The sequence below is a fragment of the Nocardioides sp. genome (assembly GCF_036274455.1).
In the GTDB taxonomy this organism is placed as follows: domain Bacteria; phylum Actinomycetota; class Actinomycetes; order Propionibacteriales; family Nocardioidaceae; genus Nocardioides.
The window spans coordinates 57,107-79,492 of record NZ_DASUFR010000237.1 but is presented as its reverse complement, the minus strand read 5'-3'; the positions used below and the strand labels follow the sequence as shown (position 1 = coordinate 79,492).

Below are 22,386 nucleotides of genomic sequence, written 5' to 3'. Positions count from 1 at the left end.
GCCGGGGCGCCCCTGGGGGGCGCCCCGGCTCGGTGTGAGTTCTGGGTCAGCCGGCGACGGCGGACTTGAACTTGGCGCCGGCCTTGAAGCCGGGCACGCTCGTTGCGGCGATCTGGATCTCCGCGCCGGTCTGCGGGTTGCGGCCGGTGCGCGCCGAGCGCTCGCGCTTCTCGAAGGTGCCGAAGCCCGGGATGGTGACCTTGTCACCAGAGGCAACGGCCTTCGTGATGGTGTCGAGGACCGCGTCCAGCGCCCGCTCGGCGTCGGCGCCACTGAGCCCGGCGGCCTGGGCCACCGCGTCCTTGAGGTCTCCCTTGTTCATGTCACGTCCTAGTTCGTGTGGTCGGGGTCGTGCTGACTGCGGTTGAACCGTACAGGCGCCCGTTACCCACGCCGCGGCACGGCACGACGTGTTGAGCGCAGAACCGAGCAACATCTACCCCACGAACCTCTCCAGCTCCTCCAGCAACCTCAGCAACGCGCCGATGCACGCCCACGTCCCGAACCCGGCCCGGGAGGTCAGTGCTCGGGCCCAGCCATCTAGCCTTGACGGTCGTGACCGAGGCCGCACCTGACCCCTACCTCAGCGAGCAGCACCTCATCGGGAGCGAGCGGTCCCAGCTGCTGGCGTTCGTGCACGACAACCGCACCGAGATCGTGGCGCTCCTCGACGGGCTCACCGAGGCGCAGGCGCGAGCCCGGCTGGTGCCGTCCGCGACGACGCTGCTGGGCATCGTCAAGCACTGCGTGTTCGTCGAGAAGGTGTGGTTCCACGTCTCGCTCGCGGGGCGCTCCCGGGCCGAGGTCGGGATCGCCGAGGCTGCCGACGACAGCTGGATCCTCGAGGACGACGACACGATCGCGTCGGTGCTCGCCGACTACCGCGCAGCCTGGGCCGAGGCGGACCAGATCGCTGCGCCGTACGACCTCGACGACCTGGCCGTCCACAACCGGCGCGGCCCGCTCACCCTGCGCTGGATCTACGTGCACATGGTCGAGGAGCTCGCCCGGCACGCCGGCCACGGCGACATCCTGCGCGAACAGGTGCTGGCCGCCGGCTGACCTCTGCCTGCCACCCCAGGTGGCGGTGGGCTACCAACTGTCATCCACAAGGAAAGTGGTTGCTCTCGCACCGCCCACTCGGACCGGGCCCCTAGGGACAGTGCTCGCGAAGCACGCGCTCGGTCGAGGCGGGGTCCTTGGCCAGCAGTGCCGCCGGGCGGATCGGCCGGGGCTGGAGGTTGCCCCCGCAGTTGGGGCAGACGCCGTGCAGGACGTTGTCCACGCAGTCGCGGCACCAGGTGCACTCGTAGGTGCAGATCATCGCGTCCGGTGACTCCGGTGGCAGGTCGCGGTCGCAGCACTCGCAGTTGGGGCGGAGCTCGAGCATGGCCTCAGCCTGCCGCACGCCGGGCCCAGGGTCAGGTCCAACGGACCTGGCGCGCCTTCCCCTCCTCGTACGCCGCACGGCCGGACAGCGACTGCGGCGTGCCGGTCTCCCACCACGCGCCCGACTCGGTCCACGCCGACTCGGCGACCCGGCAGACCACGACGGCCGGCCGCTGCTCGGCGACCGCGGCGGCTCGCGCCGCGGCGTAGGCAGAACCGAAGCCGTTCAGGTCACCGTCGGCGACGGTCTCGACGTGGCAGCCCAGCGACCGGGCGTGGGCGGCGAAGTCGACAGTGAGCCCGGCGGCGGCACCCGGGCCGCGCGCGTCGGTGAGCAGGTTGTTGAACCCCTCCGCCCCCTGGCCGGTCTGCAGCCGGTGGATCACCGCGAAGCCCGCGTTGTCGCAGAGCACCGCGACGAACGGCACCCCGGCGAACGCCGCGGAGTAGAGCTCGGAGTTGAGCATGAGGTAGGAGCCGTCCCCGAAGATCGAGGTCACGAGGCCGTCGGGGTGGGTGCGGGACCTGGCCATCGCGGCGCCCCACGGGGCGACGATCTCGTAGCCCATGCACGAGAAGCCGTACTCGAGGTCCATGGTCGCGCCCGACGTCGCGCCCGGGGTGACCTTCCCGGTCCGCCAGCCGCCGTGGAGCTCGCCGGGCATGCCGCCGGACGCGGTCAGCACGTAGTCGTCGGGACCGGAGGCGTCGTTGACCGCACCGGTCACCTGGGCGTAGGTCAGCACCCCGAGCGCCACGCCGGCGCGCAGCCGGTCGACCTCGGCGTCCCACCCCGCCTTGACCGTGGCGGCACGAGCCGCGAACGCGGGCGGCGCCGTCCAACCGGCCAGCGCGGAGGAGAGCTCGACCAGCGTCTCGCGCGCGTCGCCCACGACCTCCTCGGCGCCGTGCTTGACCGCGTCGAAGCGGGCCGCGTTGACCGACACGAGCCGTACGCCGGAGGAGAAGCCGGTCCACGACGACGTCGTGAAGTCCTGCAGCCGGGTCCCGACCGCGACCACGACGTCGGCCTCGGCCGCCAGCGTGTTGGCCGACGCGGAGCCGACGATGCCGAGCGCGCCGCCGTACAACCGATGGTCGTGCGGAACGAGGGTGCGGCCGGCGACCGTCTCGACGACGGGTACGCCGTGCGCCTCCGCGAACGCCACCGCCTCGGCCGCGGCCCCGGAGTAGCGCACTCCACCTCCGATGACGAGCAGCGGCCGCTCGGCCGACCGGACCGTCTCCGCCGCGGACCGCACCGCATCGCGGTCGGGGCGCGCCCGCGGCACCCGGTGCACCCGGGGCGCGAAGAACGCCTCCGGGAAGTCCCACTCCTCGGCCTGCACGTCCTGCGGCAGCGCGAGCGCGACGGGACCGCAGTCGGCCGGGTCGGTGAGCACCCTGGCTACGTGGGGCAGGGTGGCCAGCAGCTGCTCGGGCCTGGTGACCCGGTCGAAGTAGCGCGTCACCGCACGGAACGCGTCGTTGACGGTGACGGTCGGGTCGCCGAAGTGCTCGACCTGCTGCAGGACCGGGTCCGGCGCCCGGCCGGCGAAGGTGTCACCCGCCAGGAGCAGCACCGGCAGCCGGTTGGCGTGCGCGACGCCCGCCGCCGTGACCATGTTGAGCGCCCCGGGCCCGATCGAGGAGGTCGCGGCCATCACCTGGCGGCGGTCGGTGGCCCGCGCGTAGGCCACCGCGGCCAGCGCCATCCCCTGCTCGTTCTGGCCGCGCCAGGTCGGGAGGCGCTCGCCCGCCTCGTGCAGCGCGGTCCCGAGGCCGAGCACGTTGCCGTGGCCGAAGATCGCGAAGACTCCCGCGAACAGCGAGACCTCGGTGCCGTCCAGCAGCTCCGAGCGCTGCGAGGTCATCCAGCGCACCAGCGCCTGTGCAGTGGTGAGTCGAACGGTGCTCGATCCAGTGTTCACGAAGGCTCCCTCCGGCCCGCTGCCGAGGTCATCGGGCAGCGGGGGTCCGTGGCCATGCCGGCCCAGGTGTCGCGCACCCAGCCGTGCGCCGGGTCGTCGCAGAACGCCAGCTCCCGGCCGGCCGGGCCGGCCATCACGTTCAGGTAGTACATCTCGTAGCCGGGCGCCGCGACGCAGGGTCCGTGGTAGCCGTGCGGCACCAGGACCACGTCGTGGTCGCGGACCCGGTGGTCCTCGTCGACCGGTGCCAGCCCGGCAGCATCGTGCTCGGGCCCGGTGTAGGTCGTGTGGTAGCCGAAGCCGCTGGAGCCGTCCGGCCCGCCGCGGATCCGGTAGTAGTAGATCTCCTCGTTGACGACCCGGCACGGCTCGCTCGCGTCGTGCTTGTGCGGCGGGTAGCTCGACCAGTTGCCCTCGGGGGTCAGCAGCTCGCAGCACACCAGCTTGTCGGCGTGGTCCCAGACCCCGGGGATGCCGAAGTTGGCGACCTGGCGGGTCGCCGGCCCGGCGCCACGGACCTCGACCGGGACGTCCTCCGCCGCGCCGTACGCCGGGGCCAGCGCCACCTCGCACCGCGACGCCGGCAGCGCCACCTCGGCGCCCTCCGCGGAGCGCAGCTCGAAGGAGGTGTCGCGGCCGACGTAGAGGAAGTCGGTGATCCGGCTGAACACCGACTCCCGCCCGTCGAGATGGTGCTCGTCGGCGCCGACGGTCACGTCGAGGGAGCCGGAGAGGGGCAGCACGAACAGCTCCGAGCCACCGGTCTCGACCCTGGTCGGTGCGCCGGGGGCGAGCCTGCACACCCGGAGCCCGGTCCAGTCCCAGCCGGCGCTCTCGGGGGTGATGTCGACGACCAGCGGGCCGTCGGCGGGACGGACCAGGCTCATCCGCGCTCCCCCGCGGCACGCAGGACCGTCGCGGCGGCATCGACCGCGGCGTGGACCTCGCCGTCCGGCGGATAGAGCAGCGCCCGGCCGACGACCAGCCCGCGCACGGCCGGCTGGGTCAGCGCCCGGCCCCAGGACGCGAGGTCCTCGGCAGGATCGGGATGGGGCACCCCGCCGAGGACGACGCACGGCAGCGTGGTCGTGGCGAAGACCGCGTCGGGGTCGTCGCACGACGGCATCTTCAGCCAGGTGTAGGCGCTGGTCGTGCCCAGCCCGCTGGCGATCGCGACCGCCCGGGAGAGGGAGGCGACGTCCTTGAGCATCCGCAGGGACCCGTCGGTCTCGCGGCGGTAGGGCAGCGGCTCGACCATCGCCACGAGCCCGCGGGCGGCGAGCTCGGAGACCGCGCGGGCGCAGCCCTCGAGCGTCTCGGCGGTGCCGCCGTCGGCGTCGTCGATACGCAGCAGCATCTTGCCGCCCTCGAGGCCGCACTCGGCGATGGTGGCGGCGTCGTAGCCGGTGAACCGGTCGTCCATGGTCCAGGTGGCCCCGTCGAGGCCACCGCGGTTCATCGAGCCGATCACCACCTTGTCCTCGAGGGCCCCGAGCAGCAGCAGCTCCTCGACCACGTCCGGGGTGCCGAGCACGCCGTCCACCTCGGGGTGGCCCAGCGCCGCCACCAGCCGGGCCAGCAGCGACCGCCGGTCGGCCATCGCCATCGGGTCGCCGCCGGAGGCCAGCGCCCCCCTCGCCGGGTGGTCGGCCGCCACCAGGAAGAGGGTGCCGCGGTCGCTGAGGATGCGACCGGGCCGGCGACGGCCGGCGTATGCCTTGCCGACGGCACCCGGGTCGCCCGCGCGGGTGGCGAGCAGGCCCGCCCACTGCTCGTCGGAGATGGTGGGCACGCTCATGCGGTGGCTCCTCGTGCGGCGAGGAGCTCGTCGACCTCGGCCGCGGTCGGCATGGCGTCCGCGCAGGCCAGCCGGCTCGCGACCAGGGCGCCGGCGGCGTTGGCGTACTCCGCGCAGCGCGCGGGCTCCCAGCCCGAGAGCAGGCCATGCACCAACGCTCCCCCGAAGGCGTCTCCGGCGCCGAGCCCGTTGACCACCTCGACCCGGTGGGGTGGTACGACGGTGGCGCCGTCCGGCGTCGCCACCAGCACTCCCTCCCCGCCCAGCTTCACCAGGGCCAGCTCGACTCCCCGGTCGAGGAGCCGCTCGGCCGCGTCGTGCGGGTCGCTGGTCCCGACCGCCACCTCGACCTCGGCGCGGTTGCCGACGGTGACCGTGACGTGGGCGAGCATCGCGGCGTACTCCGCCCGCGCCTCCTCCGGCGACGGCCAGAACATCGGCCGCCAGTCGAGGTCGAGCACCGTCCAGCGCCCAGAGCCGGCCTCGGGGCGCGGCCGCCGGGCCAGGAGCTCGAGCTGGGTCGTGCGCGCCGGCTCGACGCTGACCCCGGTGCCGGTGACCCACAGGACCGGCACCTCGGCGGCGACGTCCCAGGGGACGTCGTCGCCGGTGAGGGTGAGGTCGGGGGCGATCGGCGCGCGATAGAAGGTGAGCGGGGGGTCCTCCGGCGGGTTGAGCTCGCAGAACACCACCGGCGTCTGGAGCCCCTCGGCGGTGGCGACGTGGGACGCGTCCACGCCGAACCCGGTCAGCGCCTCGCGGACGTAGTCGCCGAACCCGTCGGGGCCGACCTTGGTGAGCACGGCGGTGCGGCGGCCGAGCCGCGCCGCGCCGACGGCGACGTTGGTCGCGGTGCCGCCGAGGGACTTGGCGAACGTCGCGACGTCCTTGAGCGGCACCCCGGACTGCTCCGGGTAGAGGTCCACCCCCACCCGGCCCACGGTGAGCAGCTCGAGCCCGGTCATCGGTCCAGTCATCGGCAAGGTGTCACTTCGACGTCGGGAAGTGGAAGCTGGCCTCGCTCGCGTGGTCGACGTGCGGCCAGCGGGCGGTCACGACCTTGGCGCGGGTGTAGAAGCTCACGCCCTCGGGTCCGTGCACGTGCTTGTCGCCGAACAGCGAGTCCTTCCAGCCGCCGAAGGAGTAGAACGCCATGGGCACCGGGATCGGCACGTTGATGCCGATCATCCCGACGTCGACCCCACGCTGGAACCGCCGGGCCGCCTCGCCGGAGGAGGTGAAGATCGCGGTCCCGTTTCCGTAGGGGTTGGCGTTGATCAGCGCGATCGCCTCGTCCACGTCGTCGGTGCGTACGACGGACAGGACCGGCCCGAAGATCTCCTGGGTGTAGATGTCCATCTCGGCCGTGACCTTGTCGATCACGGTCGGGCCGACGAAGAAGCCGTCCTCGTAGCCGGGCACGACGAGCTCGCGGCCGTCGACGGCGATGGCGGCACCCTGCTTCTCGCCGCTGTCGATGAGGCCGAGGATCCGCTGCTGCGCCTCACGCGTCACGACCGGGCCCATCTCGCTCGCGGCGTCGCGGCCGGAGCCGACCTTGACCGCCCGCGCCCGGTCGGCGACGGCCTCGACCACGCGGTCGGCGGCCGACCCGACCGCGACCGCGGCCGAGATCGCCATGCACCGCTCCCCGGCCGAGCCGAACGCGGCCGCGGACAGGTGGTCTGCGGCGAAGTCGACGTCGGCGTCGGGCATCACGATGGCGTGGTTCTTGGCGCCGCCGAGGGCCTGGACCCGTTTGCCGTTCGCGCTCGCCCGCTCGTGGATGTAGCGCGCGATCGGCGTGGAGCCGACGAACGACACCGCGGCCACCCTGGGCGAGTCGAGGATGGCGTCCACCGCGACCTTGTCGCCGTGCACGACGTTGAAGACGCCGTCGGGCAGCCCCGCGCGTTTCCACAGGTCGGCGATCAGCAGCGACGCCGAGGGGTCCCGCTCGCTGGGCTTGAGCACGAAGGTGTTGCCGCACGCGATGGCGACCGGGAACATCCACATCGGCACCATGGCCGGGAAGTTGAACGGCGTGATCCCGGCGCAGACCCCGAGTGGCTCGCGGAAGGAGAAGGTGTCCACCCCGGTCGAGACCTGGTCGGAGTAGTCGCCCTTGAGCAGGCTGGGGATGCCGCAGGCGAACTCGACCACCTCGAGGCCGCGCTGCACCTCGCCGAGCGCGTCGGAGAGCACCTTGCCGTGCTGGTCGGTGATCACCTCGGCGAGCTCCGGGGCGTGGGCGTTGAGGAGCTCGCGGAAGGCGAACATGATCTTGGCTCGGGCGCTGAGCGAGGTCTGCGACCAGCCGGGGAACGCCTCCCAGGCGGCGTCGACCGCCCTGTCGACGTCGGCGGCGTCGGCGAGCAGCACCTCGGCCGCGACCTGGCCGGTGGCCGGGTTGTAGACCGGTGCGGTGCGGGTCGAGCCCGCGTCGGTCAGCTCGCCGGCGATCCAGTGCTGGACGGTTGTCATGCCGCACCTCCGGTCAGGAACTCGAGAGACTTGCGTACGTCGGCCACCGGGCCCTCGCCCTCCGGCTCGCCCGGCAGCATCACGTCCTGCTCGAGGACGTACCAGCCCTGGTAGCCGGCGTCCTCGAGCGTGGTCACGATGCCTGCAATGTCGACATCACCGGTGCCGAGGGGGACGAACATCCCGCGGCGTACCGCCTCGGCGAACGAGGTCTCGCCGCTGACGACCTCGGCGGCCAGCGCCGAGCGGACGTCCTTGAGGTGCACGTGGCGGACCCGCTGCGGGTCGGCGTGGACGATCTCGACCGGGTCGGCGCCCGCGGCGGCCAGGTGGCCGGTGTCGAGGCAGAGGCCGATGCGCGAGCCGTCGACGACCCGCCGGGTCTCGGCGCCGCTCTCGATCACCGTGCCCAGGTGCGGGTGCAGCGAGGCCTCGACCCCACGGCTGCGGGCATGGTCGGCGATGCGGTCCAGGTTGCCGAGCAGGGTCTGCCAGCCCGCCTCGTCGAGCTCCGGGCGGGCGTCATAGCCGTCCTGGCCGGTGCCGGCGGCCACGACGACCATCCCGGCCTTGGCTGCGAGGCACTCGTCGATGAACGCGTCCACCCCGGGCAGCGGGTCGTGGTCCGGGTCGTGCAGGACCGCGACGTGGAAGCCGCCCACCGCGTGCAGGCCGTACGACGCCAGCTGGGCCACCCGCGAGTCGGCGTCGGGGTCGAGGAACCCGGGTGGGCCGAACTCGGTGGCGGCGAGCCCGAGCTCCTGCATCTCGGACAGCACGCGACCAGGGGTCAGCTGGTAGCCCCAGCCGGGCACCTCGCACAGGCCCCAGGAGATGGGCGCGCCGGCGATGCGGTCGAGGGGAAGGGAAGAGGTCACGACATCGATCCAATCCAAAGAGCCCAACTCATGTCAACACTTTGTCCTAACATTAGATCATATGACATACTAGAGTGCATGTCCTCCCCCGGCTACTCCCTCGACGACGTGCTCGCCGCGTTCGTCATCGACCGTGGCAGCCCGATCCCGCTGTGGTTCCAGGTCGCCCAGCACCTCGAGCAGGCCATCGCCGACGGCGCCCTGCCGCAGGGCGCTCTGCTCGACAACGAGATCGTGATGGCCGAGCGGCTCGGCGTCTCGCGACCAACGATGCGGCGCGCCATGGAGCGGCTGGTCGACCAGGGGCTGATCGTGCGCCGGCGGGGCATCGGCACCCGCGTCGTCCAGCCCAAGGTGCGCAGGCCCCTGGAGCTGACCAGCCTCCACGACGACCTGTCGAGCTCCGGCCAGGCGCCGGCGACCGAGGTGCTCCGGTTCGAGACCGTCGGCGCCGGCGCGGACATCGCGGCCCGGCTCCGGGTCGAGGAGGGCGACCCGGTGGTCCTCGTCGAGCGGCTGCGCAGCGCCGGGGAGCTGCCGATCGCCCGGATGACGAACTGGCTGCCCTCCCACGTCGTGTCCTTCGACGAGTCCGCGCTGGCCACCACCGGCCTCTACGAGCTCCTCCGGCGCGCAGGGGTGCACCTGCACTCGGCCACCCAGACCGTCGGCGCCCGGACGGCGACGACGGCCGAGGCGAAGCAGCTCGGTGAGAGCCGTGGCGCGGCCGTGCTCACCATGGAGCGGGAGACCCTCGACGAGAAGGGCACCACCGTGGAGTTCGCGAGCCATGTCTACGCCGCCAGCCGCTACAGCTTCGAGATCAACCTGGTCAGCCCCTGACATCGGTCAGCTGATCGGCGCCGGGACGCCGGTCTCGAGCTCCTGCCTCAGCGCCCGGAGCTGGACCTCGATGGGCTGGGCGACGGCGCCCAGCCGGGCCATCGTCGTGTCGGCGGCCATGCTGGTGTCGTGGGGCACCGGCGCGGGCAGCCGCGCCTCGTCCGGGGGTGGGCCGAAGTCCAGCAGGCTCGCCTCGAGGTCGAACGCCTCGCAGCTGGCGAGCGCGAGCTCGCGCCGGGTCACCGCCGTTGCCCCGGCGAAGTGGAGCACGCCGTCCAGCCGCTTCTCGAACGCCAGCCCGAGCAGCGCCCCGATCTCGGGCGAGACGATCGGCGTGGCGACCGAGTTGATGGCCGGGTCCTCCCACACCGTGAACCGCTCCCCCGCCCGCAGCGCGTCGACGAGCGCGAGGACGAAGTAGCCGAACCCGCAGTCCTGGGAGCGGGGACCGGAGTCCTGGGTCTGGTGCAGCCCCTGGACACCTCCGACCCGCGCGACGAACCCGGCTTGGGCACGCTCCAGCACCACCAGCTCGGAGGCCGCCTTGAGGAACCCGTAGAGGTTGACCGGGTTCGGTGGCTCCTCCTCGTCGACGAGGTGGCCGGTGCCGTCGAAGACCCAGTCGGTCGAGATGTACCCGACCCGGGCGCCGGTCCGGTTGGCCGCGTCGACCACCCGGCGGGTCAGGCCGACGTAGCCGTCCTGCGCGCGCTTGCGGTCGGCGTACATGCCGACGAAGTCGTTGTAGATCGCCAGGTGCGCGACGGCGTCGCAGCCGTCGAGCCCCCGCGCCAACGACTCGGTGTCCTGCATGTCGACGAGCCGGGTCGGCCACGCGAAGTCGCCGCCGGGGTCGCTGCGCACCAGGCAGACGACCTCGTGGCCCTTGCCGGCGAGCACCGCCGCGACGGTGCCGCCCACGAAGCCGGTGGCGCCGGTGACCGCGACGGTGACCACTACCCGACCTCCTCGACCTGGACGGGGCGGCCCTCGCGCAGCGAGAGGCCGGCGGCCAGCGCCACGGCCGTGCAGTGCCGGGCCTCGGCGGTGCCGACCGGGGACGGTCCGCCCTCGGTGAGGTAGGTGTGGAACGCCGCCCACTCCTGCCGGTAGGACTCGAGGTAGCGGTCGAGGAAGAACCACGGCAGGGGCTGGTCGGTCCGCGCGTCGCGGCCGACGTGCCAGCCGGCGTGCCGGGCCGGGTTGTCGGAGACCGCCATCCCGGCGCTCCCGAACGCCTCGACACGCTGGTCGAAGCCGTAGACCGCCTCCCGGCTGTTGTCGATCGTGGTCAGCGTGCCGTCCTCGTGCGTCAGGACCGTGACCGCCGTATCGACGTCTCCCGCCTCGCCGATCCGCGGGTCGACGCGCACCGCACCGCGGGCGAACACCTCGCTCACCGGGCTGCGCACGACGTAGCCGGCCATGTCGAAGTCGTGGATGACCATGTCGAGGAAGATCCCGCCGCTGACCGCGACGTACTCCGGCGGAGGCGGTGCGGGGTCGCGGCTGGTGATCCGCAGGAGGTGCAGGTCGCCGATCGTGCCGTCGGCCACCCGGTCGTGGACCGACTTGTGGCCGGGGTCGAAGCGCCGGTTGAAGCCGATCATGAACGGCACCCCGGCGGCGTCGACGGCCGCCAGCGCGCGGTCGACCTGCTCGAGGTCGAGGCTGACCGGCTTCTCGCAGAAGATCGCCTTCCCGGCCGCCGCCGCCGCGATGACCAGGTCGACATGGGTGTCGGTGCTGGTGCAGATCGCCACCGTGTCGACGTCGTCGGACGCGAGGAGCTCCTCGATCGTCCGCACCGGTGCTCCGATGGCCGAGGAGACGCCGAGCGCCGCCTCGGGTACGGCGTCCGCGACGGCGGCCACGACATAGCCCGGCACCTCCCTGGCCAGCAGCCCGGCGTGCATCCGGCCGATCCGGCCGCAGCCGAGCACGCCGATGCGCCGGACCGGCAGCTCCGGCCCGGTGTCGACCGTGAACCCGGCATCGCCCGTCTTCGACTGCTGCGTCACAGCTGCACCCACTCTCCAGACTCGTGCGAGGCGACCATCGCGTCGAGCACGGCGGCCGCGGCCACCGCGTCGTCGAGGGTGGCCAGCTCGGTCGCCTCGCCGGCGATGGCCCGCACGAAGCCGCGGGCCTCGACCACCTTGGTGTCGTCGTAGCCCATCGCGATCCCGGCTCCTGGCTGGAACGCGGCGTACTCGCCGTCGCCGGGCTCGCTGAACACGGTGCTGGTCGGCTGGCCAGCGTAGTGGTCGCCGGCGGAGACCTGCAGCTCGCCCGGGCGCCGGAAGTCCCAGCGCACCAGCCCCTTGGTGCCGTGCACCTCGAAGGCGTAGTTGTTCTGCTCCCCCACCGCGGCGCGGTCGGCCTCGCACACGCTGAGCACCCCGGAGGCCATGCGCAGGATCGCGACGACGTAGTCCTCGTTCTCGACCTCCCCGAAGCTGAGCCCCGGCTCGTCGACGTCGAGCACCGCGTAGTGACCCTGCGCCTGGTTCGAGGAGTCGGCGACCGGCCGCTTCGGGATGTGGATGGCGGTCTGTGCCATCACTCCGGTCACGTCGCCCAGCACGAAGCGGAGGAGGTCCACGCCGTGCGAGGCCAGGTCGCCGAGCGCGCCGTGACCACCGCGATCGACGGCGTAGCGCCACGACAACGGGCTGCCCGGGTGCGCGGCGTAGTCGGTCAGCAGCTGCACCCGCGCATGGGTCGGGACCCCGAGTGCGCCCGACTCCACCACCCGCCGGGCCCGCGCCACCGCCGGCACGTGCCGGTAGTTGAAGCCGACGCAGCCCACCACCCCGCTGGCGTGGACCGCGTCTCGCACCGCGGCCGCGTCGGCCACGGTCAGCCCGACCGGCTTCTCGATCCAGAGGTGCTTGCCGGCCTCGGCGACGGCGACGCCGATCTCGCGGTGCAGGAAGTTGGGCGCGGTGACGCTGACCGCGGCCACGTCGGGGTCGGCCAGCAGGTCGTGCCAGTCGGCGTACGCCGTCGCGCCGTGAGCGCGGCTGAACGCCTCGCCGGCCGCGGCGGAGGAGTCCGCCACCGCCGCGACCTCGGGGCGCACCGCCAGGTCCGGCCAGTGCTGGGGCAGTCGCTGGTAGGCCCGTGCGTGCACGTGGCCCATCCAGCCGGCGCCGATCACGCCGACCTTGAGGGTCTCCATCGCGATGTCTTCCTAGAGTGCGGTCACCAGTGGGTCACCGGACGTTGGCGCCTTCGAGCTCGTGCGCGAGCGCCTCCAGCTCGGCGCCACCGGCCATCGCCTTGACGAGCTCCTCGCGGGTCACGGTCTTGCGCTCGAACTCGTTGGTCATCCGGCCCCGGTTGAGCAGGTAGAACCGGTCGCCGACCATGTGGGCGTGGTGCGGGTTGTGGGTGATGAACACGACCGCGACGCCCGCCTGCCGGGCGTTGATGATGTACTTCAGCACCACCCCGGACTGTCGGACCCCGAGCGCGCTGGTCGGCTCGTCGAGGATGAGCACCTTGGCGCCGAAGTAGACCGCACGTGCGATCGCGACGGCCTGCCTCTCGCCCCCGGACAGGGTGCCGACCGGCTGCTCGAGGTCGCGGATGTCGATGCCCATCGCGAGCAGCTCCTCGCGGCAGACCTTCTTGGCCTTCCGGGTGTCCAGGAATGTGAACGGCGCGATTCCGACCCGCGGCTCGTTGCCGAGGAAGAAGTTCCGCCACACCGACATCAGCGGCACCGTGGCCAGGTCCTGGAACACGGTGGCGATCCCGGCACCGAGCGCGTCTCGAGGTGAGGAGAACGAGGCCGGCTCGCCGTTGACGAAGAACTCGCCCTCGGTGGGCTGGTGCACGCCGCTGAGGATCTTGATCAGCGTCGACTTGCCCGCGCCGTTGTCACCGAGCACACAGGTGACCGTGCCCGGGTCGACGTGCAGCGAGATGTCGCGCAGCGCGATCACGCTGCCGAAGCTCTTGCCGACGTTCTTCAGCTGGAGGGCAGGGGTCACGTCCTCCGGCGGCGGGGGCAGCTCGGGCTCGGGGATCTCGTCGAAGGTCGTCACTTCCTCGCTCCTGCCGCGCGCTTGCCGATGAGGGTGTTGACCAGGACCGCGGCGAAGAGGATCACGCCGAGGAAGAGGTACAGCCAGTCGGAGTTCCAGCCGGCGTAGGTGATGCCGATGAACGCCATCCCGATGATCGCAGCGCCGATGCTCGCGCCGATGGGCGAGCCGTAGCCGCCGGTCAGCAGGCAGCCCCCGACAACCGCGGCGATGATGTAGGTGAACTCCTGGCCCACGCCCTGGCCCGCCTGCATCGAGGCCAGCCGAGTCAGGCTGATGATCCCCACCAGCGCCGCGGCCAGCTGGGTCATCACGAAGAGCGTGATCTTGGTGCGGCGGACGGGGACGCCGGTGTTGCGGGCGGCGTTCGCGTCGCCACCCACGGCGAAGATCCAGTTGCCGAACCGAGTCCTGCTCAGGACGACAGTGGCCAGGATCGTGATGCCGATCCACCACACGACAGCGATCCGGTAGTCGTAGGGGTGCCAGAACGTGGAGGAGAAGATCTTCGAGGCCGAGTCGTAGCCCGGGACGTCACGCAGCCCGGCCACCCGGACGGTGCCGGTGATCGACTTGGTGGCGCCGAGGTTGATGCCGCGCAGCGAGAAGAACATCGCCAGCGTGACGATGAACGACGGCAGCCCGGTGAGCATCACCAGCCAGCCGTTGATCAGCCCGATCACCGCTGCGAAGGCGAAGGTTGCGGCGATCGCCGGCCACATCGCCCAGCCGTACTCGGTGGTGAGCACGCCGCACAACAGGCCGGAGGTGCCGACCATGACGCCGGAGCTGAGGTCGAACTCGCCGGCGATCATCAGCAGGGCGACGGGGACGGCGACGATTCCGACGCCGGACGCGTAGTCGGTCCATCGTGCGGTGCCGGTGATGGTTGCGAACACTCCAGTTGTGTCGGCGGCGGAGAACATCACGTAGATCACGACGGCGCCCATCAACGCACCGAGCTCGGGGCGGCGGAGCAGCCGCGTGAGCCATGACGTCGTTGCGAGGCGCTCGTCGGTCTGGGGTTGAGCGGTGGGGGTGCTGGTTGCAGTCACGCGGGTCCCTCCCTGTCAGGGGGTGGTCCGGGGTGGGCGGGCCGTCGCCGGCCCGCCCGCCCCGGGTCCGGATCAGCGGGTGCCGGCCTCGGCCAGCTTCTGGACCTGGTCCGCGTTGTCCTGGGTCACGAAGCCGGGACCGGTGTACATGGGCTTGCCGCCGCCCAGCACGTGGCCGTTGATCTTGTTCAGGTAGAGCAGGACGACGGGCAGGTAGCCCTGGGCGTACTGCTGCTGGTCGATGGCGAAGGCCATCTTGCCGTCCTTGATCGCCTGCACGGCGTCACCGGAGAGATCGACGGTGCCGATGGTGATGTCGCGTCCCACTGCGTCGACCGCGGGCATGGCCGAGCCGGTGGCGATGTCTGCGTTCAGCGAGAAGACCGCGTCGATCGTCGGGTCGGCCTCGAGCTTCGCCTGGATCTCCGCCTCGCTCTGGTTGAGGTCGGCGAGCCCCTTGGAGAGCTGCAGGTTCTCGACGTTGCCGAAGGTGTCCTTGGCGCCGTCGCAGCGCTGCTGCAGCCCGATGTTGTTGGGCTCCTGGATCGGGCACAGGACCTTGGTCGCGCCGAGCTCCTTGAACTTCTCACCGGCGGCCTGGCCGGCGATGAACTCGTCCTGGCCGACGTGGGTGAACGCGTGGAGGTCCTGGAAGGAGTCGGACCCGGAGTTCATGGTCACCAGCGGGATGCCGGCGTCGTTGGCCTTGTCCATCGCGCTCTGGATGGCGTCCGGGTTGGGGGCCGAGACCGCGATGCCGTCGCAGCCGCCGTCGATGCCGGCCTCGATGAACTGGGCCTGCGCCTCCGGGTCGTTGTTGGACTCCTGGTAGTCGAGGGTGACCCCGAGGTCCTCGGCGGCCTGCTCCGCACCCTTCTTGGCCACCGACCAGAACCCACCGCCGTCGCCGTGGGTGTACATGCAGATCTTGATGTCCTTGTGGTCACCACCGCTGGCGCTGCTGTCCTTGTCCTCGTCCTGGCCGCTGCTGCATGCGGACAGGACGAGCGCGGCCGCGACTGCGGCAGCGAGACCCAACTTCGGAGCCTTCATGCTTCCTCCTTGGTCGCGGGCGCTGGTTGCCCGCACGCGCGCCTTGCGCTCTAGCGCGCGCTACTGATTAGCGCGCGCTAATCGGGTACTGTGGTCCCAGTCACACGGCGGCCACAAGGGGCCGTTACTACTTCGTTACACAAAGTCCTGACATTTCCTCACGAGTGAGGTACGCCGTTGGGTCCGACCCAGGAGGACGTGGCCAAGAGAGCCCGCGTCTCCCGCGCCCTGGTCTCCCTGGTGATGCGCAACTCCCCCAACGTCTCCGAGCAGCGCCGCCGCCGCGTGCTCCGCGCCGCCGAGGAGCTCGGCTACCGGCCCAACGCCTACGCCCGGTCGCTGGCCAGCAAGCGGCTGCACACGATCGGCGTCCTCATCAACGACGTCACCAACCCCTACTTCGGCGGCGTCTACTCCTCCTTCGCGGCCGCGGCCGAGAAGGCCGGCTTCGACCTGCTGGTGGCGCCCGGCACCCGCTCGGCGGACAAGGAGGCGGCGCTGGTCCGCACCCTGCTGGAGCACCGGGTCGCCGGGCTGGCCCTGCTCAGCCCGCTGATGACGACCAAGGAGCTGCGCAGCCTCACCGCGTCCTGGCCGACGGTGCTGATCGGGCGCGACGCCGCGCTCGCGGGGGTCGACGTCGTGACCACCGACGAGCTCCAGGCGGCGCGCCTGGTGCTCGGCCATCTCACCGAGCTCGGCCACCGCAGCATCGTGCACATCACCGGCGGCCCCAACCGCTCCGCGAGCGACCGGGCGTCGGGCTACCGCACCGCGATGCGCGAGCTCGGCCTGGAGCCGAGCGAGATCTCCGGCGCGTTCTCCCACGAGGCCGGACAGGAGGCGGCGCGGGAGGTGATGCGGATGCCACGGCTGCCGACCGCCGTCGTGGCGGCCAACGACCTGGTCGCGGTCGGCGCGATGGGGGTCTTCGAGTCCAGCGGCCTCCGAGTGCCCGGCGACATCAGCGTGGTCGGCTACGACGACTCGCAGATCGCCCGGCTCGACCTGGTCCAGCTCACCAGCATCTGCCAGGGCGTCGACCACTTCGGCTCCGCAGCGGTGCAGCTGCTGACGGACCGCATTGCAGACCCGGACACACCGCGCGTGGTCGAGCGGATCGAGACCAACCTGGTCATCCGGCGGACCACAGCGCCCGCCCGGCGCGGTCAGGTGCGGCGCCGCGCGGTGTAGTCGTCGAGTGCCGCGCCCAGCGCGGCCGGGTCCCAGCCCTCGGCCAGGGCGCGGTGCACGAGGTCGGCCTGGCTGGGCGGCGTGAGCCCGTCGACGGGCTGGTCGAGGTCGAGGTTGGTGGGGAAGGGATAGCCCTCCGCCGAGGCCGCCACTGCGTTGGCCAGGGCGGCCGCCCCGAGCCCGCCGGCTCGCAGCGCCGGATAGACGGCGTTCAGCACCCGTCCGCGGTCCACCTGCTCCATGGCCCGGCCGAACGCCGAGGAGACCTGGAGCAGGTTGGCCATCCGCTGGATGTCGGTCGAGACGTTGGTGCCGGCGCCGTGGAACAGCGCCGGGTTGAAGAAGCCGGCGTCGCCCTTGCGCAGCGGCAGCTGGACGTGGTGCTCGGCGAAGTGGGCCTTGATGTCCTCGCGCCGCCACGCGAGGTAGCCGGGGAGGTACTGGTGGGAGTAGGGCAGGTAGAGGGTCGGCCCGCTCTCGAGCGGCATGTCGCTGTGCGCCACCGCACCCTGCAGCGTCAGCACCGGCGACAGCGCGTGCACGTGCGCCGGGTAGCGCTCGATGACGTCGTCAGCGAGGAAGCCGAGGTGGTAGTCGCGGTGCGGCTCCTGCGCCTTGCCGCCCGGGCGGACGACGTTGACCTGCGAGGTGACCTGGTAGCCCGGGCCGAGCCACGCCGTCGAGGCCAGCGCGATCACGTCGTTGGCGTAGTAGTCGACGAACGCCTCCGGCGCCCGGACGGCCAGCTTCTCCAGCGCGTTCCAGACCCGGCTGTTGGCGCCCGGGACCGCGAAGTGGTCGCCGTGCTCGCCGCCTCTCGCCTCCTCCTCGGCGATGATCTCGTCGAAGACCGCGGTCACCCGGTCGACGACGGCGTGGTCGGGGAAGGCGCCCTCGAAGACGACCACGCCCGGCCCGTCGGTGAGGGCCCGGACCAGCTCGGCGGAGACGTCGTCACGACCCGCCGCGGTGGCGATGGCCGCCCGGAGCCGCTCGCAGTCGTAGACGAGGACCTCCTGCTCGACCCGGTCGGCGTGCGGGTAGGCCGCATGGTCGGTGGTCTGCTCGACGACGGCCACGAACTCCTCGAGGCTGACGTCGGCCGGGGTGAGCCGCGCGCGTGCGGCCGCGGTCTGGCTGGTCATGGTCAAGACGCTAGCCCGCGGAACCGGTCTCCAGCAGCCGCTTGAAGCCTGCCTCGTCGAGGATCGGTACGCCGAGCTGCTCGGCCTTGTCGGCCTTGGAGCCGGCGTTGTCGCCGGCCACGACGTAGTCGGTGTTCTTGGAGACCGAGCCGGCCGCCTTGCCGCCGCGGGCCAGGATCGCCTCCTTGGCCGAGTCGCGGGAGAAGTCGACCAGGGAGCCGGTCACCACCACGGTGAGCCCCTCCAGGGTGCGCGCCACGGACTCGTCGCGCTTGTCCTCCATCGACACCCCGGCCGCGGCCCACTTGTCGACGATCTCGCGGTGCCAGTCGACGCCGAACCACTCGACGACGGCCTCGGCGATGGTGGGGCCGACACCCTCGGCCGCCGCGAGCTCGTCCTCGGAGGCCGCGCGGATCGCCGCCATCGAGCCGAACTCCTGGGCCAGCGCCCGGGCGGCGGTCGGCCCGACGTGCCGGATCGAGAGCGCCACCAGCACCCGCCACAACGGCACGTCCATCCGGCTGCGCAGGTTGGCGAGCAGCCGCTCACCGTTGGCCGACAGCTGCGGCCCGTCCTCCCCCTTCTTGGGCGCGCGGGTGAACAGTGGCGCGGTCAGCAGCATCGCCTCGTCGAGGTCGAAGACGTCGCCCTCGTTGTCGATCGCCTTCGCCTCGAGCAGGGCCACGGCGGCCTCGTAGCCCAGCCCCTCGATGTCGAAGGCGCCTCGGCCGGCCACGTGGAAGACCCGCTCGCGGACCTGGGCCGGGCAGAACTGGTGGTTGGGGCAGCGGAGGTCCTTGTCGCCCTCCTTCTGCTGGGCGAGCGGCGTGCCGCAGGCCGGGCACTCGGTGGGCATCACCCACTCCGCGAGCCCCTCGGGGCGCAGCGCCAGCACCGGGCCGAGGATCTCGGGGATCACGTCGCCGGCCTTGCGCAGGATCACCGTGTCGCCGGGTCGGACGTCCTTGCGCCTGACCTCGTGGGCGTTGTGGAGCGTGGCGTTCTCCACCGTGGAGCCCGCGACCTTGGTCGGCTCCATCACGCCGAACGGCGTCACCCGGCCGGTGCGCCCGACGTTGACCCGGATGTCGAGCAGCCTGGCGTTGACCTCCTCGGGAGGGTACTTGAACGCGATCGCCCAGCGCGGCGCCCGGCTGGTCGAGCCGAGCCGCCGCTGCAGCGCCACGTCGTCGACCTTCACCACCACGCCGTCGATCTCGTAGGGGACGATCGAGTGGCGGTTCTCGCCGGCGTTCTCGATGTAGGCCTGCACCTCCTCGAGGGTGTCGAGCACCTTGACCTGGCTCGACGTGGGCAGCCCCCAGGCCGCCAGCGCCTCGTAGGCGTGGGACTGCGCCTGCGGCTCGAACCCCTCACGGGCCCCGATCCCGTGGCAGACCATGCCGAGTGCGCGGCTGGCGGTGACCCGCGGGTCCTTCTGGCGAAGCGACCCCGCCGCGGAGTTGCGCGGGTTGGCGAACTGCTGCTTGCCCGCCTCGACCAGCGACTCGTTGAGCCGCTCGAACGCCTCGACCGGGAGGAACACCTCGCCGCGGACCTCGAGGAGCTTCGGCACCGGGAACTGCGCGGTGCCGGTCAGACGATGCGGGATCGCCGCGATGGTCTTGACGTTGGGCGTGACGTCCTCGCCGGTGCGGCCGTCGCCGCGGGTCAGGGCACGGACCAGCCGGCCGTCCTCGTAGAGCAGGTTGATCGCGAGGCCGTCGACCTTGAGCTCGCAGAGCAGGGCCGGCCGATGGACCCCGTCGCGCTCGATCCGTGCGTACCACGCGGCCAGCTCCTCGTAGGAGAACGCGTTGTCGAGGCTCTCCATCGGCCGCAGGTGGTCGACCGCGGTGAACTCCGTCGAGACCGCGCCACCGACCTTCTGGGTCGGCGAGTCGGGGGTCTGGAGCTCGGGGAACTCGGCCTCGAGCTCCTGGAGCCGGCGCAACCGGCGGTCGTAGTCCGCGTCGTCGAGCGTCGGGTCGTCGAGGACGAAGTAGCGCCACCGCGCCTCCTCGACCTCCTCCGACAGCCTCTGGTGCTCGTCGCGGGCCTCAGGAGTGGCCGTCCTCGGGTCGCTCACGCGCACATTCTGCCCGGGGCCTCCGACACCCGATCCCGGGCGGGAACAGATGGTGGTCCAGACCGGTTGTGAATATTCGGTTGGGGCGGAATGGCCCGACATGACACGCTGTTCGCGATGAAACGAAACAGTTTCGTTTCATCCATGCGCACAACAGGCAACCGAGGAGCAGCGTAGGTATGTCCACCCAGGTCGAGCCCCACTCCCGCCCCCGCGTTGAGGGGCCTCGTGAGGCCGAGATCCTCGAGGCGGCGCTCGCCGTGCTCGCCGAGGTGGGCTACGACCGGCTCACGATGGACGCGGTCGCCCAGAAGGCCAAGGCCTCCAAGGCGACGCTCTACCGACGCTGGAACGGCAAGGTCCAGCTGGTCATCGACGCGCTCCAGCACGACCACCGGCAGCACCACTACACCGAGCAGGGGGTCGTCGACACCGGCACCCTGCGCGGCGACCTGATCGACGCCTTCTGCGGCCACGGTGGGCTGACCGACAAGCCGGAGGTCGACGCCTTCGGCGCCATCCTCACCGCGATCACCCGCGACGCCGAGTTCGCCGAGGCGTTCCGCACCCAGGTGCTCGCCCCCAAGCTGGCCGGCTCCAAGGCGCTCTTCGAGCGCGCCAAGGAGCGCGGCGAGATCCGTGCGGACGTCGACATCGAGCTGCTCGCCCCGGCGCTGGCCGGGATCGTGCTGCATCGCTTCTTCCTCGTCGGCGAGCGCCCCACCAAGGCGCTCATCGAGAACGTCATCGACCAGATCATCCTGCCGGCCGCTGGCGTCTCGCATCCGACCGTCCGCTGAACGTTCCCTCCCATCCCTAGAGAGAGACAGCACTCCCATGACCGAACTGACCGAACGGCCCGACGTGGTCGCCGGCGAGAGCGCCATCAAGGCTCCTTCGCACGCGACCTGGGCCTTGGTGCTGATCTGTGTGGCCCAGCTGATGGTGGTGCTCGACAGCACCATCGCCAACATCGCTCTGCCCTACATCGGCAAGGACCTCGACATCGACAGCACCAACCTGTCGTGGATCGTCACCGGCTACGCGCTGGCCTTCGGCGGCTTCCTGCTGCTGGGTGGCCGCCTCGGTGACCTCTACGGGCGCCGCCGCGTGTTCATGGCCGGTGTGACCCTGTTCGCGGTCGCCTCCGCCATCGGCGGTCTGGCCCAGAACGAAGCCATGCTGCTCGGCTCGCGAGGCCTGCAGGGTCTCGGTGCCGCGATGGCCTCGCCCACCGCGCTGGCCCTGATCACGACGACGTTCCCGGCGGGCCCGCTTCGCAACCGCGCGTTCTCGGTCTTCGCGATGATGTCCGGCGTCGGCGCCGCCATCGGGCTGATCCTCGGTGGCTGGCTCACCGGCATCGACCCCAACTGGGGCTGGCGGCTGACCTTCCTGATCAACGTGCCGATCGGGCTCGCGGCGGCGTACTTCGCGCCCCGGCTGCTGCCTGACTCCGAGCACCACGCCGGTGAGCTCGACATTCCGGGTGCCGTGATCGGCACCTTCGGCCTCCTGGCACTGGTCTTCGGCATCACCCGGACCGGCACCCTGGACGCCGCCGGCCAGCCTCACGGCTGGGGCGACCCGCTGGCCATTGCCGGCATGGTCCTCGGCGTGGTGAGCCTCGCGTCCTTCGTGCTGCTGGAGATGCGCACCAAGCACCCGATCCTGCCGCTGAGCATCTTCGCCAACCGCACCCGCGCGACGGCGTTCGTGGCCATGATGATCACCCCGGCCGCGATGTTCGCGATGTTCTTCTTCCTCTCGCTCTACGTCCAGAACGTCATGGGCTACAGCCCGCTGCAGGCCGGCTTCGCGTTCCTGCCGTTCTGCTTCGGCATGGTCTTCGGCGCGACCCTCGCCTCGAAGCTCCTGAGCATGGTGGACCCGCGGTGGATCGCGGGCACCGGCACGCTGCTGGGCGGCTTCTCGCTGTACATGTTCAGCCGCCTCGACGCCGCCACCGGCGCCAACGACGTCCTGAACGCCGCGACGGGCGGGGACAACCTCGGCCACACCGTCACCTACTGGACCGACCTCGCGCCCTGGATCACGCTCATGTCCTTCGCGATGGGGCTCACCTTCGTGACGATGATGATGGCGGCCGTGCACCACGTGCGCCAGCAGGACGCCGGCGCCGGCTCGGGTGTGCTGAACACCATGCAGCAGGTCGGCGGTGCGCTGGGCCTGGCGATCCTGTCCACGGTGGCTGCGCACTTCACGACCAGCCACATGGCCACGATCACCGGCTCCCTGCAGGGCCTCGGTGGTCAGCTGGCCGGGGTCGACCAGGCTGCGCTGCAGCAGCAGGCCTACGTCGCGTCGTTCTCCTTCGGCGCCACCCAGGCCTTCCTCGTCGGCGCCTTCATGATGTGGGCGGCCTCGGCGATCGTGTGGATCTTCCTCAACGTCAAGCACGAGGAGATGGCCACCGACGCGGCGCCCGAAGGGGTCGCCGTCTAGGCG

General features: G+C 71.7%; 21 protein-coding genes. 5 read left to right on the top strand and 16 right to left on the bottom strand.

Annotated features, from left to right (window positions below):
* Positions 1 to 46: 46 nt before the first annotated feature.
* Complete coding sequence (locus VFV89_RS22745; RefSeq protein WP_329708270.1) at positions 47 to 322, bottom strand: HU family DNA-binding protein; 276 nt, start codon at positions 320 to 322, stop codon at positions 47 to 49.
* Positions 323 to 555: 233 nt separating this feature from the next.
* Between VFV89_RS22745 and VFV89_RS22740 the strand changes: the two genes are divergently transcribed.
* Positions 556 to 1,062, top strand: a complete 507-nt coding sequence (locus VFV89_RS22740; protein ID WP_329708269.1) for a DinB family protein — start codon at positions 556 to 558, stop codon at positions 1,060 to 1,062.
* Positions 1,063 to 1,153: 91 nt separating this feature from the next.
* Here the strand turns inward: VFV89_RS22740 and VFV89_RS22735 are convergent, their stop codons facing one another.
* The 7 genes from VFV89_RS22735 to VFV89_RS22705 are packed head-to-tail and all read right to left on the bottom strand — an operon-like array spanning position 1,154 to position 8,480.
* Complete coding sequence (locus tag VFV89_RS22735) at positions 1,154 to 1,390, bottom strand: DUF1272 domain-containing protein (protein ID WP_329708268.1); 237 nt, start codon at positions 1,388 to 1,390, stop codon at positions 1,154 to 1,156.
* A gap of 31 nt (positions 1,391 to 1,421) precedes the next feature.
* Positions 1,422 to 3,320: a 3D-(3,5/4)-trihydroxycyclohexane-1,2-dione acylhydrolase (decyclizing) gene (iolD, locus tag VFV89_RS22730; protein WP_329708267.1), complete on the bottom strand. Its 1,899-nt coding sequence runs from the start codon at positions 3,318 to 3,320 to the stop codon at positions 1,422 to 1,424.
* Positions 3,317 to 4,207 carry a 5-deoxy-glucuronate isomerase gene (gene iolB / locus VFV89_RS22725; protein ID WP_329708266.1) on the bottom strand — a complete coding sequence of 297 codons (891 nt, stop codon included), beginning with the start codon at positions 4,205 to 4,207 and terminating at the stop codon, positions 3,317 to 3,319. Before iolB ends, iolD begins: the two co-directional genes overlap by 4 nt.
* Positions 4,204 to 5,118 (bottom strand): Cgl0159 family (beta/alpha)8-fold protein, encoded by a 915-nt coding sequence (locus tag VFV89_RS22720; RefSeq protein WP_329708265.1) that lies wholly within the window; start codon positions 5,116 to 5,118, stop codon positions 4,204 to 4,206. The genes iolB and VFV89_RS22720 overlap by 4 nt, the downstream gene beginning before the upstream one ends.
* The gene (gene iolC / locus VFV89_RS22715) at positions 5,115 to 6,095 is read right to left on the bottom strand and encodes a 5-dehydro-2-deoxygluconokinase (protein ID WP_329708264.1); all 981 of its coding nucleotides are present in this window, start codon (positions 6,093 to 6,095) and stop codon (positions 5,115 to 5,117) included. The genes VFV89_RS22720 and iolC overlap by 4 nt, the downstream gene beginning before the upstream one ends.
* A gap of 10 nt (positions 6,096 to 6,105) precedes the next feature.
* Positions 6,106 to 7,602: a CoA-acylating methylmalonate-semialdehyde dehydrogenase gene (locus tag VFV89_RS22710; protein ID WP_329708263.1), complete on the bottom strand. Its 1,497-nt coding sequence runs from the start codon at positions 7,600 to 7,602 to the stop codon at positions 6,106 to 6,108.
* Entirely contained in the window at positions 7,599 to 8,480 is an 882-nt protein-coding gene (locus VFV89_RS22705) for a TIM barrel protein (protein WP_329708262.1), read from the bottom strand. The genes VFV89_RS22710 and VFV89_RS22705 overlap by 4 nt, the downstream gene beginning before the upstream one ends.
* 78 nt (positions 8,481 to 8,558) lie before the next feature.
* On the opposite strand from VFV89_RS22705, the gene VFV89_RS22700 reads away from it, so the two are divergent.
* Positions 8,559 to 9,323: a GntR family transcriptional regulator gene (locus VFV89_RS22700; RefSeq protein WP_329708261.1), complete on the top strand. Its 765-nt coding sequence runs from the start codon at positions 8,559 to 8,561 to the stop codon at positions 9,321 to 9,323.
* A gap of 6 nt (positions 9,324 to 9,329) precedes the next feature.
* On the opposite strand, the gene VFV89_RS22695 is transcribed toward VFV89_RS22700, so the two are convergent.
* From VFV89_RS22695 to VFV89_RS22670, 6 genes are all read right to left on the bottom strand, one after another.
* The gene (locus tag VFV89_RS22695) at positions 9,330 to 10,280 is read right to left on the bottom strand and encodes an SDR family oxidoreductase (RefSeq protein WP_329708260.1); all 951 of its coding nucleotides are present in this window, start codon (positions 10,278 to 10,280) and stop codon (positions 9,330 to 9,332) included.
* On the bottom strand, positions 10,280 to 11,344 hold the full coding sequence (gene iolG / locus VFV89_RS22690) for an inositol 2-dehydrogenase (protein ID WP_329708259.1): 1,065 nt from the start codon (positions 11,342 to 11,344) through the stop codon (positions 10,280 to 10,282). The genes VFV89_RS22695 and iolG overlap by 1 nt, the downstream gene beginning before the upstream one ends.
* On the bottom strand, positions 11,341 to 12,507 hold the full coding sequence (locus VFV89_RS22685) for a Gfo/Idh/MocA family oxidoreductase (protein WP_329708258.1): 1,167 nt from the start codon (positions 12,505 to 12,507) through the stop codon (positions 11,341 to 11,343). The genes iolG and VFV89_RS22685 overlap by 4 nt, the downstream gene beginning before the upstream one ends.
* A gap of 34 nt (positions 12,508 to 12,541) precedes the next feature.
* Positions 12,542 to 13,378, bottom strand: a complete 837-nt coding sequence (locus VFV89_RS22680; protein WP_329708257.1) for an ATP-binding cassette domain-containing protein — start codon at positions 13,376 to 13,378, stop codon at positions 12,542 to 12,544.
* Positions 13,375 to 14,433 carry an ABC transporter permease gene (locus VFV89_RS22675; protein WP_329708256.1) on the bottom strand — a complete coding sequence of 353 codons (1,059 nt, stop codon included), beginning with the start codon at positions 14,431 to 14,433 and terminating at the stop codon, positions 13,375 to 13,377. The genes VFV89_RS22680 and VFV89_RS22675 overlap by 4 nt, the downstream gene beginning before the upstream one ends.
* A gap of 72 nt (positions 14,434 to 14,505) precedes the next feature.
* Entirely contained in the window at positions 14,506 to 15,486 is a 981-nt protein-coding gene (locus VFV89_RS22670; protein WP_329708255.1) for a sugar ABC transporter substrate-binding protein, read from the bottom strand.
* A gap of 198 nt (positions 15,487 to 15,684) precedes the next feature.
* Here VFV89_RS22670 and VFV89_RS22665 point away from each other — a divergent pair, with 198 nt between their 5' ends.
* Entirely contained in the window at positions 15,685 to 16,680 is a 996-nt protein-coding gene (locus VFV89_RS22665) for a LacI family DNA-binding transcriptional regulator (protein ID WP_329708254.1), read from the top strand.
* Here VFV89_RS22665 and VFV89_RS22660 read toward each other — a convergent pair.
* Complete coding sequence (locus VFV89_RS22660; protein ID WP_329708253.1) at positions 16,656 to 17,825, bottom strand: phytanoyl-CoA dioxygenase family protein; 1,170 nt, start codon at positions 17,823 to 17,825, stop codon at positions 16,656 to 16,658. The two genes, VFV89_RS22665 and VFV89_RS22660, sit on opposite strands and share 25 nt — an antisense overlap.
* Positions 17,826 to 17,835: 10 nt before the next feature.
* Positions 17,836 to 20,019, bottom strand: coding sequence for an NAD-dependent DNA ligase LigA (gene ligA / locus VFV89_RS22655; RefSeq protein ID WP_414690419.1), 2,184 nt, complete (start codon positions 20,017 to 20,019; stop codon positions 17,836 to 17,838).
* A 77-nt stretch (positions 20,020 to 20,096) separates the two neighbouring features.
* Here ligA and VFV89_RS22650 point away from each other — a divergent pair, with 77 nt between their 5' ends.
* Both VFV89_RS22650 and VFV89_RS22645 read left to right on the top strand, forming a co-directional pair.
* Complete coding sequence (locus tag VFV89_RS22650) at positions 20,097 to 20,717, top strand: TetR/AcrR family transcriptional regulator (RefSeq protein WP_329708251.1); 621 nt, start codon at positions 20,097 to 20,099, stop codon at positions 20,715 to 20,717.
* 37 nt (positions 20,718 to 20,754) lie between these two features.
* Complete coding sequence (locus tag VFV89_RS22645) at positions 20,755 to 22,383, top strand: MFS transporter (protein ID WP_329708250.1); 1,629 nt, start codon at positions 20,755 to 20,757, stop codon at positions 22,381 to 22,383.
* Positions 22,384 to 22,386 lie beyond the last annotated feature (3 nt).